This window comes from Streptomyces sp. NRRL F-6492, assembly GCF_001280125.1.
In the GTDB taxonomy this organism is placed as follows: Bacteria; Actinomycetota; Actinomycetes; order Streptomycetales; family Streptomycetaceae; genus Streptomyces.
Map to the genome: position 1 here is coordinate 1 of NZ_LGEG01000281.1, position 18,769 is coordinate 18,769.

An 18,769-nucleotide genomic window follows, 5' to 3' on the forward strand; every position below is an offset into this window, starting at 1 on the left:
CATGGCCGAACAGCTCGACACCGCCGTCGAACAACACGGCAAAGGCGACCTCGCCCACCTCCTCACCGGCAACGACACCTGGACCGTCACCGGCTGACGGACGACAGCCGGCAGTCGGCAGCCTCACACCTCTCCCGGGGGTTTATAGGGGATGGATAGGGGACGGATAGGGGCTCCCTAGGGGATTGAATTCGGCCAGGGGCCGATAATCTCCTATCGAGCCGTTCGCGTTCTTTCCCATTCATGCTCAGGGGGGCTTTTCCATGTCTGTTCACACCAGACGAAAAGTAATAGTGGGGGCCGGTGCGGTGGCCGCAGGGCTCACCGTGGCCAATCAGGCATCGGCTGTGGACGGTCCCGCGTCCATATCCGCCGAATCCGCGGCGCCGGCCGTCACCGTACTTCCCAATGACCCGCGGTACGCGGATCTCCAGCTGCGCAACTGGAACAAGCTCTACAAAGCCGCTCCCGAGTCGTTCCGCATCGTGCGTGACACCTCCCAGGTGGCCAGGGCGGTGTACGAGGCGGTCACCACCGGAAAGCGCATCGCGGTCCGCTCCGGCGGACACGGCCTGGACGGCCTGGTCGAGGATCCGGCCACGCAGATCGTCATCGACTTCTCCGAGATGCGCGCGGTGACGTACGACTCCGGCCGCAAGGCGTTCTGCATCGAGCCCGGCGCCACGCTCGGCCAGATCTACCGCACGCTCGACTTCGGCTGGGGCGTCACCCTCCCCGCCGGCCTGTGCCCCGCCGTCGGTGCCGGCGGCCACATCATCGGCGGCGGCGTCGGGGCGCTCTCCCGCCAGTACGGCCTGGTCGCCGACCACCTGTACGCGGTCGAGGTCGTCACCGCCAACGCCTCGGGCGGCGTCAGCACCGTCATCGCCACCCGCGAGTCCAACGACCCCAACCGCGAGCTGTGGTGGGCCCACGCCGGTGGCGGCGGCGGCAACTTCGGCGTCGTCACCCGCTTCTGGATGCGCTCGCCCGGCGTCACCTCCACCAACCCCGGCGACGCGCTGCCCAAGCGCCCGGCCGCCCTCATGACCGGCCGCGCCATCTGGAACTGGGCCGACATGGACAAGGTCTCCTTCGTCCAGCTGCTCAAGAACTTCGGCACCTGGCACGAGCAGAACAGCGCCCCCGGCCAGGCCGGCAACCAGCTCTACGCCTCGATGATCGCGCCCCGCAAGGAAGCCGGCCGCATCTTCGTCTCGGCCCAGGTCGACCCGACCGTCCCGGGCAACGAGCAGCTGCTCAACGGCTTCCTCACCGCCCTGACCGCCAACGTCACCCCGCGCGCCACCCTGATCAACACCGGCAGGCAGGCCTGGCAGTACACCACGGTCAACGCCCCCGACACCGCCGTCGCCATGGGCGTCCAGGGCCCGCCCCGGTCCCGCACCAAGGGCGGCCTGCTGGTCAAGCGGTACTCCGACGACCAGGCGGCCACCGTCTACGAGTACCTGACCTCGGCGACGTACTCCCACACCGCCTCCAGCTTCAGCCTGGGCTCCTTCGGCGGTCAGATCAACGCCCAGGCGGAGTCGGCGACCGCCTCCTCGCACCGCACCGCCATCATGCTGGCCTCGGTCTTCAGCTGCTGGGACGTGCCGGCCGACGACGCCCGCCACCTTGCCTGGAACAGGGAGTTCTACCGGGCCCTGTACGCCGACACCGGCGGCTACCCCGTCCCGAACGACCGCTACGACGGCCTCTTCGTCAACTGGCCGGACACCGACGTGCTCGACCCGGCGTGGAACTCCTCCACCGTGCCCTGGCCGACCCTCTACTACAAGGGCAACTACGCCCGGCTCCAGAAGGCCAAGGCCAAGTGGGACCCGCGCAACGTCTTCCGCCACAAGCTCTCCGTGCAGCTGCCGTGACCCCGGCCGCGCACTCCTTCGAGAACGCCGTCGTCCTGGTGACCGGCGGGGCGAGCGGCATCGGCGCCGCCGCCGTCCGCCGGTTCGCCGGCCACGGCAGCCGGGTCGTCGTCGCCGACGTGGACACCGGGCGCGGCGAGGCCCTGGCCGCCGAGACGGGCGCCCTCTTCGTCCGCACCGACGTCACGGAACTCGCCGACAACGAGGCGGCGGTCGCGGCCGCCGTGGAGGCGTACGGCCGGCTCGACGTCGTCCACCTCAACGCGGGCACCATCAGCAGCACGACCATCGGCAAGGCGTTCGCACCCGAGCGCTACCGCCGGCTGATGGGCGTCAACCTGGACTCGGTGGTCTTCGGCGTCCAGGCCGCGTACGGCCCGCTCAAGGCGAGCGGCGGCTCCGTCGTCGTCACCGCCAGCGCCACCGGGATGCGCCCCTCGTACGAGGTCTTCTACGCGGCCAGCAAGCACGCGGTCGTCGGACTCGTACGGTCCCTGGGGCCGGTCCTGGAGGCGGACGGCATCTCCATCAACGCCCTGTGCCCCGGGCTCGTCGACACCCCGCTCATCGCCGAGCGGATGGACGAGCTCACCCGGGCCGGGCTGCCCATCGCGACCTCGGCCGACGTGGTCGACGCCCTGGAGGCCGTCCTCGCCGACCGGCGCACCGGGCAGGCCTGGCTCGTCATGGCCGACCGCGACGTCGCCCCGTTCGCCTTCGCGGACCTGCCCGTACCGCACGAGAAGAACCTGGCCTTCGAGAACGGAGGCGTCAGGGCCGTGCACCAGGCCGACTGACCCGGCCACCGGTCACCGGCACCCCGCACCACGAGGAAGGAACTCCGATGTCTGTCACCAAGGCGGCGATCGTCAGGGAGAAGGGGGGCCCGTTCCTGATCGAGGACCTCCACCTGGAGGAACCCCGCATCGACGAAGTGGCGGTCCGCCTCGTCGCGACCGGCCTGTGCCACACCGACCTGCTGTCCCGCGACCAGATCATGCCCCCCGGCGTCCCGGCCGTCCTCGGCCACGAAGGCAGCGGAGTCGTCACGGCCGTCGGGGCGGGCGTCGGCTCGGTCGCCGTGGGCGACCGGGTCGTCCTCGCCCCGATGAGCTGCGGCCAGTGCCGCAACTGCCGCAGCGGCCACCCCATGCACTGCGCCAAGTTCCTCGGCATGAACCTGTACGGCCGGCGCAAGGACGGCACCACCGCCTACCGCGACGCCGACGGCGGCGAACTCGGCGCGCACTTCTTCGGCCAGTCCTCCTTCAGCAACGAGGTCGTGGTCCACGAACGCAGCGTCGTCCGCGTCGAGGACGACATCGGCGACGTCCCCCTGGAACTCCTCGGCCCCATGGGCTGCGGGCTCCAGACCGGCGCCGGCACCGTCCTCGACTCGCTCGCGCCGCCGCCCGGCAGCAGCATCGTCGTCTTCGGCGCCGGAGCGGTCGGCCTGGCCGCCGTCATGGCGGCCCGCATCGCCGGCTGCGACCGGATCCTGGTCACCGACCACCACGACCACCGGCTCGACCTCGCCCTCGACCTGGGCGCCACCCACGTCCTGCGCGCCGGCTCCGACACCCTCAACCGGGACATCGTCCACCTCACCGGCTCGGGCGCCGACTTCGCCGTCGACGCCGTCGGCGTCCCGCAGACCGTCCGCGCCTCCGTCGACGTCCTCAACACCGGCGGCACGGCGGCGATCGTCGGCTCGGGCGGCACCGGACAGGAGGTGTCCCTCGGCATCTCCCAGCTCTTCGGCCGCACCCTGAAGGCCGTCGTCGAGGGCGACACCGTTCCCGCGCTCTTCATCCCGCGGCTCATCGCCTTCCACCGGGCCGGCCGCTTCCCCTTCGACCGCCTCATCCAGACCTATCCCTTCGACGACATCAACAAGGCCGCCGAGGATTCCGAGCGGGGACGGACGGTCAAGCCCGTTCTCGTGTACTGAACATTTCGTACCGTGCGCGGCACCGTTAAATCGGTGCCGCGCCTTTGTCATGCCCGCAGGACAAAGAGCTGTAGGGGATTGTTAGGGGCTCACAAGGGGGTGCCGTCCGGCTACGGTGCAACGTAAGGAAGCAGTATTGGGCGCAAATTCAGAATGCCGTTGATTACTTAGTGGTGAGGTCGAGTGATGAGTGACACTGCATTCGTCGTGAATGGCGACTCGGGCGACTCCGTCGATGTCGAGGTCGATCAGAATGACGCGATCGCAGTGGTCGGGATGGCCTGCCGCTTCCCGCAGGCCCCGACGCCGGGATCCCTCTGGGAACTCCTCCGCAGCGGAGCGCACGCGATCACCGGGGTCCCCGAGGACCGCTGGGCCGGCGACACGCAGGGCGCCTTCCTCGACCGGATCGACCGGTTCGACCCCGGCTTCTTCGGCATCTCCCCGCGCGAGGCCTCCTTCATGGACCCGCAGCAGCGGCTCATGCTCGAACTCGCCTGGGAGGTCCTCGAAGACGCGGGCACCGTCCCCGCCGACATCGAGGGCAGCCGGCTCGGCGTCTTCATCGGCACCATCTGGGACGACTACGCCAAGCTCGTCTACCGCGACGGCGTCGACGGCACCACCCAGCACGCCACCACGGGCATCCACCGCAGCATCATCGCCAACCGGATCTCGTACTTCCTGGGCGCCAGCGGCCCCAGCCTCATCGTCGACTCCGGTCAGTCCTCGTCCCTCGTCGCCGTCCACCTCGCCTGCGAGAGCCTGCGGACCGGCGAGGCCGACGCTGCGATCGTCGGCGGCGTCAACCTCAGCATCCTCGCCGAGACGACCGAACTCTCCGCCCGCTGGGGCGGCCTGTCGCCCGACGGCCGCTGCTACACCTTCGACAGCCGGGCCAACGGATACGTCCGGGGCGAGGGCGGTGGCGCCGTGCTCCTCAAGCCCCTGGCGCGCGCCGTCGCCGACGGCGACGACATCTACTGCGTGATCCGCGGCAGCGCCGTCAACAACGGCAGCGACAGCAGCCTGACCACGCCCAGCGGGAACGCCCAGGAGGACGTCCTCCGCCGCGCCTACGCGCGCGCCGGCCTCGCCCCGCAGGACGTGCAGTACGTCGAACTCCACGGCACCGGCACGAAGGTCGGCGACCCCGTCGAGGCCGCCGCCCTGGGCGCGGTCCTGGGCGGCGGACACCGTGACGCCGGACAGCCCCTGCTGGTCGGCTCCGTCAAGACGAACATCGGGCACCTGGAGGGCGCGGCGGGCATCGCCGGGTTCATCAAGGCGGCCCTCGCCGTCAAGCACCGCGAGATCCCGGCCAGCCTCAACTTCGAGACCCCGAACCCCGACATCCCCCTCGACGAGCTGAACCTGCGCGTCCAGCGCGACCTCACCCCGTGGCCCCACCCGGACCGCCCCCTGGTGGCGGGCGTCAGCTCGTTCGGCATGGGCGGGACGAACGCGCATGTGGTGCTGGAGCAGGCGCCGGAGCCCGAGGCGGTACTGGACGGGGGTACGGCTCCGGTGGTGGTGCCGTGGGTGATCTCCGGTCGTACGGCTGGGGCGCTGCGGGACCAGATCGATCGGGTCCGTGCGTACGCCGCTGAGTCGGATGCCCGTCCGGTGGATGTGGGTGCGTCGCTGGTGTCGTCGCGGTCGGTGTTCGAGCACCGGGCGGTCGTCGTCGGGGACGAGACGGTCGAGGGTGTGGCCGGGGCCGGTCGTGTCGGTGTGATGTTCACCGGGCAGGGGGCTCAGCGGGCCGGGATGGGCAAGGAGTTGTACGAGTCCTTCCCTGCTTTCGCGGCGGCCTTTGACGAGGTTCTGTCGCACCTGGAGCCGTCGCTTCGGGAGGTCATTTTCACCGGGGAGGGTCTGGACGAGACCGGGAACACGCAGCCGGCTCTCTTCGCCCTGGAAGTCGCTCTCTACCGTCTGGTGGAGTCCTGGGGCGTGAAGCCGGAGGTGTTGACCGGGCACTCCATCGGTGAGATCGCCGCCGCGCACGTGGCGGGGGTGCTGTCTCTGGAGGACGCCTGCACGCTGGTGTCGGCTCGTGGTCGTCTGATGCAGGCGCTTCCCGCCGGTGGCGCGATGGTCGCCGTGCAGGCTTCTGAGGAGACGGTTCTGCCGCTGTTGGCCGGTCGTGAGGCCGAAGCCGGTATCGCGGCCGTGAACGGCCCCGAGTCGGTGGTCATCGCGGGTGTCGAGGCGGTCGTGCTGGAGATCGCCCAGGCGTTGGGCGTGAAGTTCAAGCAGCTCACGGTCAGCCACGCCTTCCACTCGCCGCTGATGGAGCCGATGCTGGAGGACTTCCGTGCCGTGGTGGCCGGGCTGTCGTTCAGTACGCCTCGTATCCCGATCGTCTCCACCGTCACCGGCCAGATCACCACCGAGGAACTTCAGTCGGTCGAGTACTGGGTGCAGCACGTCCGCCGCCCGGTGCGCTTCGCCGACGCGGTCCGGACGGTTGAGGCCCAAGGGGTGGAGAACCTTCTCGAACTCGGTCCGGATGCCGTTCTGTCGGCCCTGGCCGACGGTGTTCCGGTCCTTCGCAAGGGCCGTCCCGAGGCCCAGCAGCTCGTCACCGCCCTCGCGCGCCTCTTCGTCAACGGCGTGGCCGTGGACTGGAAGGCGTACTACGAGGGCTCCGGCGCCCGTCGCGTCGACCTGCCCACGTACGCCTTCCAGCGGGAGCGCTACTGGCTCGACGACACCCCGGCCGTGCCGCAGGCCGCCGTCGCCGTGACCGCGCTCGCGCAGCGGCTCCACGGGCTGGGCGACGACGAGCGGGTGCGCGTGGTGGGCGAGCTCGTCGCCGCGCACGTCGCCGCCGTGCTCGGTGACGCGGGTGCCGTGGAGATGCGGCGGCCGTTCAAGGACCTGGGGTTCGACTCCTTCATGGCGGTCGAGCTCCGCAACAGCCTCGCGAGCGCGACGGGACTGCGGTTCTCCTCCGGGCTGCTCTTCGACTACCCGACCCCGTACGCCCTGGCCGAGCACATCCTCGCGGAGGCGGACGGTACGGCCTCCGAGCCGGCCGGTGCCGGTCTCGTCCCGGCGGCCTACGCGGCCGACGAGCCGATCGCGATCGTCGGCATGGGCTGCCGCTTCCCCGGCGGCGTCGGCTCGCCCGAGGAGCTGTGGCGGCTGGTCGCCGGCGGCGCCGACGTGGTCTCCGGCTTCCCGGACGACCGCGGCTGGGACCTGGAGGCGCTCTACAGCTCCGACCCGGAGCGGTCGGGTACGACGTACGCCCGTGAGGGCGGCTTCCTGCACGACGCGGGACTGTTCGACGCGGGCTTCTTCGGGATCTCGCCGCGCGAGGCCCTGGGCATGGACCCGCAGCAGCGGCTCCTCCTGGAGACGGCCTGGGAGACCTTCGAGCGTGCGGGCATCACCCCGGAGGACGTACGGGGAAGCCAGACCGGCGTCTTCGTGGGCGCGACCGTCCAGGACTACGGGCCCCGTATGCACGACGCCCCCGACGGCGTCGAGGGCCACCTGCTCACCGGCGGGACGCCCAGCATCATGTCGGGCCGCATCGCCTACTCCTTCGGGCTGCTGGGCCCGGCCATGACGGTCGACACGGCGTGTTCGTCGTCGCTCGTCGCCCTGCACCTGGCCGCGCAGGCGCTGCGCTCCGGCGAATGCTCGATGGCCCTCGCGGGCGGCGTGGCCGTGATGTCGACGCCGGGCATGTTCCTGGAGTTCAGCCGCCAGCGCGGTCTGGCGGCGGACGGCCGCTGCAAGGCGTTCTCGGCGGACGCGGACGGCACCGGCTGGGCCGAGGGCGTCGGTCTGCTCCTCGTGGAGCGCCTGTCGGACGCGCGCCGCAACGGCCACCAGGTCCTCGCGGTCCTGCGCGGTTCGGCCGTCAACCAGGACGGCGCCTCCAACGGTCTGACCGCCCCCAATGGCCCCTCGCAGCAGCGGGTCATCCGCCAGGCGCTGGCCGGTGCCCGGCTGTCGGCGGCGGACGTGGACGTGGTCGAGGCGCACGGTACGGGCACGCGTCTGGGCGACCCGATCGAGGCGGAGGCCCTGCTCGCCACGTACGGGCAGGAGCGCGACACCGAACAGCCGCTCTGGCTCGGTTCCTTGAAGTCCAACATCGGTCACACCCAGGCGGCCGCCGGTGTCGGCGGTGTGATCAAGATGGTCATGGCGATGCGTCACGGGATCGTTCCGGCCACCCTGCACGCCGACGAGCCGTCCCCGCTGATCGACTGGTCGGCGGGCGCGATGGAACTCGTCACCGAACAGCGCTCCTGGCCCGAGACGGGCCGCGCCCGCCGCGCCGCCGTCTCCTCCTTCGGTATCAGCGGGACGAACGCGCATGTGGTGCTGGAGCAGGCGCCGGAAGCCGAGGCGGTACCGGGGGAGGGTGTTGCTCCGGTGGTGGTGCCGTGGGTGATCTCCGGTCGTACGGAGGGGGCGCTGCGGGACCAGGTGGAGCGGGTCCGTGCGTATGCCGCTGAGGTGGATGCCCGTCCCGTCGATGTGGGTGCATCGCTCGTTTCGTCGCGGTCGGTGTTCGAGCACCGGGCGGTGATCGTCGGGGACGAGACCGTGGAAGGCGTGGCCGGGACCGGTCGGGTGGGCGTGATGTTCACCGGTCAGGGCGCTCAGCGGGCCGGGATGGGAAGGGAGTTGTACGAGTCCTTCCCCGCTTTCGCGGCGGCCTTCGACGAGGTTCTGTCGTACCTGGAGCCGTCGCTTCGGGAGGTCATTTTCACCGGGGAGGGTCTGGACGAGACGGGGAACACGCAGCCGGCGCTCTTCGCCCTGGAGGTTGCTCTCTACCGTCTGGTGGAGTCCTGGGGTGTGAAGCCCGAGATCCTGACCGGGCACTCGATCGGTGAGATCGCCGCCGCGCATGTGGCGGGGGTGTTGTCCCTGGAGGACGCCTGCACGCTGGTCTCCGCTCGTGGTCGTCTGATGCAGGCCCTGCCTTCGGGCGGTGCGATGGTGGCCGTGCAGGCGTCGGAGGAGACGGTTCTGCCGCTGTTGGCCGGGCGTGAGGCCGAAGCCGGTATCGCGGCCGTGAACGGCCCCGAGTCGGTGGTCATCGCGGGTGTCGAGGCCGTCGTGCTGGAGATCGCCCAGGCGTTGGGCGTGAAGTTCAAGCAGCTCACCGTCAGCCACGCGTTCCACTCGCCGCTGATGGAGCCGATGCTGGAGGACTTCCGTGCCGTGGTGGCGGGGCTGTCGTTCAGTACGCCTCGTATCCCGATCGTCTCCACCGTCACCGGCCAGATCACCACCGAAGAACTTCAGTCGGTCGACTACTGGGTGCAGCACGTCCGCCGCCCCGTCCGCTTCGCCGATGCCCTCCAGACCATCGAAGCCCAGGGCGTGGACGCCCTCCTCGAACTCGGCCCGGACGGTGTCCTGTCGGCCCTGGCCAACGGCATCCCCGCCCTCCGCAAGGGCCGCCCAGAGCCCCAGCAGCTCGTCACCGCCCTCGCCCGCCTCTTCGTCAACGGCACGCCGGTCGACTGGAAGGCGTACTACGAGGGCTCCGGCGCCCGTCCCGTCGACCTCCCCACCTACGCCTTCCAGCGGGAGCACTTCTGGCTGTCGAGCAGTGCGGGTGTGGCCGATGTCGCGGCCGCCGGGCTGGCTTCGGCCGAGCACCCGCTCCTGGGGGCGGCCGTCGAGCTGGCCGGGGGAGACGGGGTGGTCCTGACGGGCCGGCTGTCGCTCCGTACGCACCCGTGGCTGGCGGATCACGCGGTGTTCGGGACCGTCCTGCTGCCGGGGACGGCGTTCGTGGAGCTCGGCTGCGACACGGTCGAGGAGCTGACCCTCGCCGCACCGCTCGTGCTTCCCGAGCACGGGGCCGCCCAGTTCCAGGTCACGGTCACCGGACGTGAGTTCGCCGTCTACGCGCGCCCCGAGGGCGAGGACCGGGCCTGGACCCGGCACGCCACCGGCACCCTGACCGACGGTGGCGTCCCCGCCGCCGGAGACCTGGCAGTGTGGCCCCCGGCGGAGGCGGCCGAGGTCGAACTCGCCGACGTCTACGGGAACCTGGACGCGCAGGGGTACGGCTACGGCCCGGCCTTCCAGGGGCTGCGCCGGGTGTGGCGGCGCGACGGCGAGCTGTTCGCCGAGATCGCCCTCGCCGACGAGCAGCACGCCGACGCGGGCCGTTTCGCCCTCCACCCCGCCCTGCTCGACGCGGCGCTCCACCCGCTGCTGCGCGGGGTCGTCGACGGCGACCGTCCCACCGCCCTGCCGTTCGCCTGGTCCGGCGTGACCGTGCACGCCACCGGCGCGGCCGGGCTGCGCGTGCGGCTCACCTGGACCGGGCCCGACACCGTGGCGCTCGACGTCGCCGACGACACGGGCGCGCCCGTGGCCACCGTGCGCGAGCTGCTGTGGCGCGAGGCGTCCGCCGAGGCGCTGCGCGGTGCGACGGCCGTGCGCCACGAGTCGCTCTACGAGGTGACGTGGACCCCGACGGCCGCGCCCGCGGCCGCCTCGGCGCCCGGCGACTGGGCCGTCATCGGTCCGGACCCGGTCCCGGGCCTGCCCGGCGGGGCCGCCGTCCACGACGACCTCGCGGCCCTCGTCCGTACCCTCGACGCGGGCGGCGCCGTCCCCTCCTTCGTCCTGGCCCCCCTCGGGGCGTCCGGCACCGCCGCCTCCGGCGACGTGCCGGGGCGGGCGCGGGCGCTGACGCTGCGCGCGCTGGAGCTCGTACAGGACTGGCTGGCCGACGAGCGGTTCGAGGCGTCGACCCTGGCCGTGCTGACGCGCGGCGCCGTCGCCCACGGGGAGGGCGGTGCGGACGACCCCGCGCCGGCCGTCGTCTGGGGGCTGCTGCGCTCGGCGCAGACCGAGAACCCCGGCCGTTTCGTGCTCGTCGACCTGGACGGCACGGAGGAGTCCGGCGCGGCGCTCCCCACCGTGCCCGGCAGCGGTGAGGCGCAGCTGGCCGTACGGGACGGGGAGCTGTACGCCCCGCGTCTGACGCGGGCGGCGGCGACCGCGTCCGAGGAGCCGGCCTCCTCGCCCTTCTCCGCGCGGCCCGAGGGAACGGTGCTGGTCACCGGCGGTACGGGAGGCCTCGGCGCCCTGCTGGCCCGGCACCTGGTCACCGAGCACGGCGTACGGCGTCTGCTGCTCGTCAGCCGTCGCGGCGCGCAGGCGCCCGGCGCGGAGGAGACGGCCGCCGAGCTGACCGGGCTCGGCGCCCACGTGACCCTCGCCGCCTGCGACGTCGCCGACCGCGACGCCCTCGCCGGCCTGCTCGCGGGGATCCCCGGCGAGCACCCGCTGACCGGCGTCGTGCACACGGCCGGCGTCCTCGACGACGGCGTCGCGCACAGCCTCACGGCCGACCAGGTCGACCGCGTGCTGCGGCCCAAGGTCGACGCGGCCTGGCACCTGCACGAACTCACGGCCGGTCTCGACCTGTCCGCGTTCGTCCTCTACTCGTCCATCTCGGGCCTCATCGGCGCGGCGGGCCAGGGCAACTACGCCGCCGCCAACACCTTCCTCGACGCTCTCGCCCACCACCGGCGCGCCCGCGGCCTGAACGCCGTCGCGCTCGCCTGGGGCCTGTGGGCACAGGGCGGCGGCATGGCCGACACGCTCGACGCGGGCGACATGGCCCGCATGGCCCGCGCCGGTGTCGCCCCGCTGGAGCGCGCCGACGGCCTGGCCCTCTTCGACCTGTCCGTCGCGGAGCCCGCCTCCGCGCTGCTCGTCCCGATGAACCTGGACGCCGCGCAGCTGCGCGCCCGGGCGGAGCGCGACGAGGTCCACCCGCTGCTGCGGGGCCTCGCCCCCCGTACCGACCGCCGTACCCGTGGTGCTGCGGCCCGCGGGTCCGCCGCCACCGCGCCGCTGCGGCAGCGGCTGGCCGGCCTCGGCACGGCCGACCGGTCGCGGGTGCTGGCCGAGGTGGTCGGCGCCCAGGTGGCCGCCGTCCTCGGTCATGGCGACCGGGCGGCGGTGAACCCGGAGCGGGCGTTCAAGGAGCTCGGCTTCGACTCGCTGACCTCCGTGGAGCTCCGCAACCGCCTCAACACCGCCACCGGGCTGCGCCTGTCGAGCACCCTGGTCTTCGACTACCCGACGCCCGGGGCCCTGATCGACCACCTCGCCGAGGAGCTGTCCGGCGGGGACGCGGGCAGCGCCCCGGCCGGTGCCGCCGCGACCGGCGTCTCCGGCGCGGCCGCCGACGAGCCGCTCGCGATCGTCGGCATGGCCTGCCGCTTCCCCGGCGGCGTCGCCTCGCCCGAGGACCTGTGGCGGCTCGTCGCCGACGGCACGGACGCGATATCCGGCCTCCCGGAGAACCGGGGCTGGGCGGACGACCTGTACGACCCCGACCCGGAGCGCCCCGGCAAGACGTACGTCCGCGAGGGCGGCTTCCTGCACGACGCGGGCCTCTTCGACCCCGGCTTCTTCGGCATCTCGCCGCGCGAGGCGCTCAGCATGGACCCGCAGCAGCGGCTCCTCCTGGAGACCGCGTGGGAGACCTTCGAGCGTTCCGGGATCGACCCGGCCACCCTCAAGGGCAGCCAGACCGGCGTGTTCACCGGCGTGATGTACCACGACTACGCGCCCAAGGTGGAGCAGATGCCGCAGGAGCTGGAGGGCATCCTGCTCACCGGCAACACCGGCAGCGTCATCTCCGGCCGACTGTCCTACACCTTCGGTCTGACCGGCCCGGCCGTCACCGTCGACACGGCGTGCTCGTCGTCGCTCGTCGCCCTGCACCTGGCCGCGCAGGCGCTGCGCTCCGGCGAGTGCTCGATGGCGCTCGCGGGCGGCGTGACCGTCATGTCGACGCCGGGGACCTTCGTCGAGTTCAGCCGGCAGCGGGGCCTGGCCCCCGACGGCCGGTCGAAGTCCTTCTCCGCCGGTGCGGACGGCACGGGCTGGGCGGAGGGCGTCGGCCTGCTGCTCGTGGAGCGCCTGTCGGACGCGCGGCGCAACGGCCACCAGGTCCTCGCGGTCGTCCGTGGTTCGGCCGTCAACCAGGACGGCGCGTCGAACGGTCTGACCGCCCCCAACGGACCCTCCCAGCAGCGGGTCATCCGCCAGGCCCTCGCCAACGCCCGGCTCACCCCGGCCGACGTCGACGCCGTCGAGGCGCACGGTACGGGCACGCGCCTCGGTGACCCGATCGAGGCGGAGGCGCTGCTCGCCACGTACGGACAGGACCGGCCGGAAGAACAGCCGCTCTGGCTCGGTTCGCTGAAGTCCAACATCGGCCACACGCAGGCCGCCGCCGGTGTCGGCGGTGTCATCAAGATGGTCATGGCGATGCGCCACGGCGTCCTGCCCAGGACCCTGCACGTCGACGAGCCGTCCCCGATGATCGACTGGGAGGCGGGCGCCGTCGAGCTGCTGACCGAGCAGCGCGCCTGGCCCGACGCGGGCCGCGCCCGCCGCGCCGCCGTCTCCTCCTTCGGCATCAGCGGGACGAACGCGCACGTCATCCTGGAACAGGCACCGGGCGACCGCACCGCCACCGGCGGCGCTACCACCGACACCGTGCCCACCACCGGCACCACCGGCACCACCGACAACGGGCCCGCACCCGCCGCCGTCCCCTGGATCCTCTCCGCCCGTGGCGAGGACGCCCTGCGCGGGCAGGCCGGCCGGCTGGCCGCCTTCGCCCGTACGGAGACCGACGGCGCCGCCCCCCGGCCGGACGACGTCGGCCTGTCCCTCGTCGCCACCCGGCCCTCGCACGAGCACCGCGCCGTCGTCCTCGGCACCGGCCGCGAGCACCTGCTCGCCGCCGTGGAGGCGCTTGCCGCGGGCGAGGACGCGCCCGGCGTGATCCGGGGCGCGGCGACCGCCGTCCACGACCGAACCGTGTTCGTCTTCCCCGGTCAGGGCTCCCAGTGGATCGGCATGGCCACCGAACTCCTCGACACCTCACCGGTGTTCGCCGCGACGATCCACGCCTGCGCGGACGCCCTCGCCCCCCACACCGACTGGTCGCTCCTCGACGTCCTGCGCGAGGACCCTGCCGACCCGGCGGGATCCTCCCTGGAACGCGTCGACGTCGTCCAGCCGGCGCTGTTCGCCGTCATGGTGGCGCTCGCCGCCGTCTGGCGCTCGTACGGGGTCGAACCGGCCGCCGTCGTCGGCCACTCCCAGGGCGAGATCGCCGCCGCCTGCGTCGCCGGGGTCCTCTCCCTCGACGACGCGGCCCGCATCGTCGCCCTGCGCAGCCGCGCGCTCCTCGCGATCGCCGGCCGGGGCGGCATGATGTCCGTGCCGCTGCCCCGCGAGCACACCGCCGAGCGGCTCGCCGCATGGGGCGAGCGCCTGTCCGTCGCCGCCGTCAACGGCCCGTCCTCCACCGTCGTGTCGGGCGACACGGAAGCCCTCGACGAGCTGTACGCGTCCCTCGTCACGGACGGCGTCAAGGCCCGCCGCATCCCCGTCGACTACGCCTCGCACTCGGCGCACGTCGAGCGCATCGAGGACGAACTCGCGGAGCTCCTGGCCCCCGTGCGCCCCCGCCCCGCCCGGGTGCCGTTCTTCTCCACGGTCACCGCCGACTGGGCCGACGCCGCCGCCATGGACGGCGGCTACTGGTACCGCAACCTCCGGCAGACCGTGCGCCTGGAGGACGCCGTCCGCGCCCTCATCGGCGAGGGCCACGACGTCTTCCTGGAGATGAGCCCGCACCCCGTGCTCGCCGTCGGCATCGAGGAGACCGTCGAGGCCACCGGCGCCGACGCCCTCTTCACCGGCTCCCTGCGGCGCGGCCGGGGCGGCCTCGACCAGCTGCTCGCCTCCCTGGCCACGGCCCACGTCCACGGCGTCCCCGTCGACTGGTCCCGCCACTTCGACGGCATCGGCGCCCGGATCGTCGACCTGCCCACGTACGCCTTCCAGCACGAGCACTTCTGGCTGGTCACCGAGGCGGCGACGGGCGACGTGACCTCGGCGGGACTGACCACGGCCGGGCACCCGCTGCTCGGCGCGGCCGTCGAACTCGCCGATGGCGAGGGCCTGGTGCTCACCGGCCGGATCTCCCTGCGAACCCACCCCTGGCTCGCCGACCACACCGTCTTCGACACCGTCCTGCTGCCCGGCACCGCGTTCGTCGAACTCGCCACCCAGGCCGGCGACCGGGTCGGCTGCGACCGCGTCGAGGAGCTGACCCTCTCCGCGCCGCTCGTCCTGACCGAGCGCGGCGCCGTCCGGCTCCAGCTGACCGTCGCCGCCGCCGACGCCGACGGGCGGCGCGCGCTGAGCGTCCACTCCCGCCCCGAGGGCGAGGACCGGCCGTGGACGCGGCACGCCACCGCCGTGCTCGCCACCGGCCCCGAGACCGCTCCGGCCGAGGGCCTCACCGCGTGGCCGCCCGCCGGCGCCACCGAGATCGACCTCACCGGCGGCTACGACCGCCTCGCCGAGCAGGGCTTCGGCTACGGCCCGCTCTTCCAGGGCCTGCGCCGCCTGTGGCAGCGCGGCGACGAGGTGTACGCCGAGGTCGCCCTCGCAGACGAACTGGCCGCCGAAGCCGGGCAGTACGCCCTGCACCCCGCGCTCCTCGACACCGCGCTGCACCTGCTGCTGCCCGGCCTCACCGAGGGCGAGCGCGAGGCCGGTCTGCCCTTCGCCTGGTCCGACGTCACCGTCCACGCCACCGGCGCGTCCGTGCTGCGCGTACGGGCCGTGTTCGACGGCCCCGACAGCGCCTCCTTCACCCTCGCCGACGGCACGGGAGCCCCCGTCGCCACCGTCGGCGCGCTGACCCTGCGGCCCGTCTCGCCCGACGCCCTGCGCGGCGCCGGCACCCCCCAGGACGACGCCCTGTTCGTACTGGACTGGACCCCCCTGCCCGTCACCCGCGACGGCGACGCCGGGGGAGACGGCAGCGGGGGAGACGAGCCGTACGACGCCACCGGCTGGGTCCTCGTCGGCCCCGCCGGCCACCGACTCACCGGGGCGACCGGCGCCACGGTCCTCCCGGACCTGACCGCGCTGGCCGACTCGGTGACCGGAGGCGCCCCGGCTCCCGCGGTCGTCCTGCTGCCCCTCCGGGGCGGCGGTGTCGATGCCCACACCGCGGGAGCCGCGGCGCACCGGACCCTCGACACCGTGCGCGCCTGGCTCGCCGACGACCGGTTCGCCGACACCCGCCTGGCCGTCGTCGTCCACGGCGCCGCCGCCGTCCTCTCCGGCGAACCGGTCACCGACCCGGCCGCCGCCACCCTCTGGGGGCTGCTGCGGTCGGCCCAGACGGAGAACCCCGGCCGCTTCCTCCTGCTCGACACCGACGACACCGACATCCCGGCGCGCGCCCTGCACGCCGCGATCGGGGCCGGCGAACCCCAGCTGGCGCTGCGCTCCGGTGCACCGTACGCCCCCCGCCTCGTCCGCCCGGCCACCGCCGGAGCCCCGCTGACCGTCCCCGACGCCCCCGAATGGCGGGTCGTCGCCCCCACCAAGGGCACCCTGCAGAACCTCTCCGTCGCCCCCTGCCCCGACGTCGCCGCGCCCCTGCGGAACGGCGAGGTGCGGGTCGCGCTGCGCGCCGCGGGCCTCAACTTCCGGGACGTGCTGGTCGCCCTCGGCCTCGTCCCGGAGAACGGCGCGCAGATGGGCCGCGAAGGCGCCGGCGTGATCACCGAGGTCGGCCCCGGCGTCACCGACCTCAAGGTCGGCGACAGGGTCATGGGCCTGTTCGACGGCGCGTTCGCCTCCGTCGCCGTCGGCGACCGGCGGCTGATCGCCCGGATGCCCGAGGGCTGGACCTTCGCCCAGGCCGCCTCCGTACCCGTCGTGTTCCTCACCGCCTACTACGGCCTGGTCGACCTCGGCCGGGTGCGCGCGGGCGAATCGGTCCTCGTCCACGCCGCCGCCGGCGGCGTCGGCATCGCCGCCGTCCAGCTCGCCCGCCACCTCGGCGCCGACGTCTACGGCACCGCGAGCCCCGGCAAGTGGGACACCCTGCGCGCCCTGGGCCTGGACGACGACCACATCGCCTCCTCCCGCACCCTCGACTTCGAGGACCGGTTCCGCGCCACCAGCGGCGGCCGGGGCGTCGACGTCGTCCTCAACTCCCTGGCGGCCGAGTTCATCGACGCCTCCCTGCGGCTCATGCCGGGCGGCGGCCGGTTCCTCGAAATGGGCAAGACCGACATCCGCGACGCCGGCCGGCTCGCCGCCGACCACCCCGGCGTGGACTACACGGTCTACGACCTGACCGTCCTCGCCCGCACCGAACCGGACGCCGACGGCGGCATCCCGGACCGGGTCCAGGAGATGCTGGTGGAGATCCTGGCCCTGTTCGAGAAGGGCGTCTTCCAGCCCCTCCCCGTCACCGCCTGGGACGTCCGCCGCGCCCCGGAGGCGTTCCGCTTCCTCCAGCAGGGCCGCAACGTGGGCAAGGTCGTCCTGACGATCCCCGCCCGCCCCGCGCCCGACGGCACCGTCCTCGTCACCGGCGCCACCGGCGGCCTCGGCACCCTCGCCGCCCGCCACCTCGTCACCGAGTACGGCGTGCGCCACCTGCTCCTGACCAGCCGGCGCGGCCCCGCCGCCCCCGGCGCCCGGGAACTGGAGGCCGAACTCACCGCCCTTGGTGCCCGCGTCACCCTCGCCGCCTGCGACGTCGCCGACCGCGACGCCCTCGCCGACCTGCTCGCCGGAATCCCCGCCGAGCACCCCCTGACCGGCGTCGTGCACACGGCCGGCGTCCTCGACGACGGCGTCATCGCCGCCATGACACCCGCACAACTCGACCACGTCATGCGGCCCAAGGCCGACGCCGCCTGGCACCTGCACGAACTGACCGCCGACCTCGACCTGACCATGTTCGTCCTGTACTCCTCCGTCGGCGGCCTCATGGGCGCCGGAGGCCAGGGCAACTACGCCGCCGCCAACGCCTACCTCGACGCGCTCGCCCAGCACCGCCGCCACCAAGGCCTGCCCGCCGTCTCCCTCGCCTGGGGCCTGTGGGCCGAGGCCAGCGGCATGACCGGCCACCTGGACGAGACCGACCTGCGGCGCATGGCACGCGGCGGACTGATCGCCCTGGAATCGGCCCGGGGAATGCGCCTGTTCGACGCCGCCCAGGACCTCGGCGAGGCCGTCGTCACCGCCACCGGACTGGACACGGCCGCACTCGCCCGTCAGGGCGGCGGCGTGCCGCCGCTCTTCCGGAACCTGGTGCGCACCGCTCCCCGGCGGGCCGTCGCGAGCGGCGCCGCGGAGAGCACCGACACCCTGCAGCAGCGGCTCGCCGTCCTGCCGGACGAGGAGCGCGACAAGCTGCTCGTCGACCTCGTCCGCACCCAGGCGGCGACCGTCCTCGGCCACACCGGCCCGGAGACGGTGCAGAGCGACCGCGCGTTCAAGGCCCTCGGCTTCGACTCGCTGACCTCCGTGGAACTGCGGAACCGGCTCAACGCCGCCACGGGCCTGCGGCTCCCCACCGCCCTCGTCTTCGACTATCCGACACCGGTCGAACTCGCCGGACACCTCAAGGAGCAGTTCGCCCTGGACACCGCCGTCCCGGCGACCGGCTCCGGCGCCCGCGCCGCGCTCCAGGACCTCGACAAGGTCAGGAACGCGCTCGGCACGCTCTCCGGGGACGACGACACCATCCGCGCCGAGATCCGCGGCCGGCTCACCGAACTGCTGGCACTGCTCGGCACCGACGGCACCGGGGGAGCCGGTGGCGCCGGGGGCGACGACGAGGAGGCCGACGCCCTGGACGACGCCTCCGACGACGAACTCTTCGCCCTCATCGACGGAGGCCTGGAGTGACGACGACACGCCCCGGCACCGGACTCGCCCACCGCACGACCCCGCGACTTCCCGAGAGGCTGAACCAGAGTGGCTGAGGAACAGAAACTCCGCGACTACCTCAAGCGTGCCATCAACGACGCCCGCGAAGCGCACCGCCGACTCCGCGAGGCCGAGGAGA

General features: G+C 73.2%; 4 protein-coding genes. All 4 read left to right on the forward strand.

The window, feature by feature from the left end:
* Positions 1–347 precede the first annotated feature (347 nt).
* Positions 348–1,889: an FAD-dependent oxidoreductase gene (locus ADL08_RS34065; protein WP_159043169.1), complete on the forward strand. Its 1,542-nt coding sequence runs from the start codon at positions 348–350 to the stop codon at positions 1,887–1,889.
* Positions 1,886–2,686, forward strand: coding sequence for an SDR family NAD(P)-dependent oxidoreductase (locus tag ADL08_RS34070; RefSeq protein ID WP_053650027.1), 801 nt, complete (start codon positions 1,886–1,888; stop codon positions 2,684–2,686). The genes ADL08_RS34065 and ADL08_RS34070 overlap by 4 nt, the downstream gene beginning before the upstream one ends.
* A gap of 47 nt (positions 2,687–2,733) precedes the next feature.
* Positions 2,734–3,840 (forward strand): NAD(P)-dependent alcohol dehydrogenase, encoded by a 1,107-nt coding sequence (locus ADL08_RS34075; RefSeq protein WP_053650029.1) that lies wholly within the window; start codon positions 2,734–2,736, stop codon positions 3,838–3,840.
* Between the two features lie 186 nt (positions 3,841–4,026).
* Complete coding sequence (locus ADL08_RS34080; RefSeq protein WP_078970597.1) at positions 4,027–18,609, forward strand: type I polyketide synthase; 14,583 nt, start codon at positions 4,027–4,029, stop codon at positions 18,607–18,609.
* The last annotated feature ends 160 nt before the right edge of the window (positions 18,610–18,769 follow it).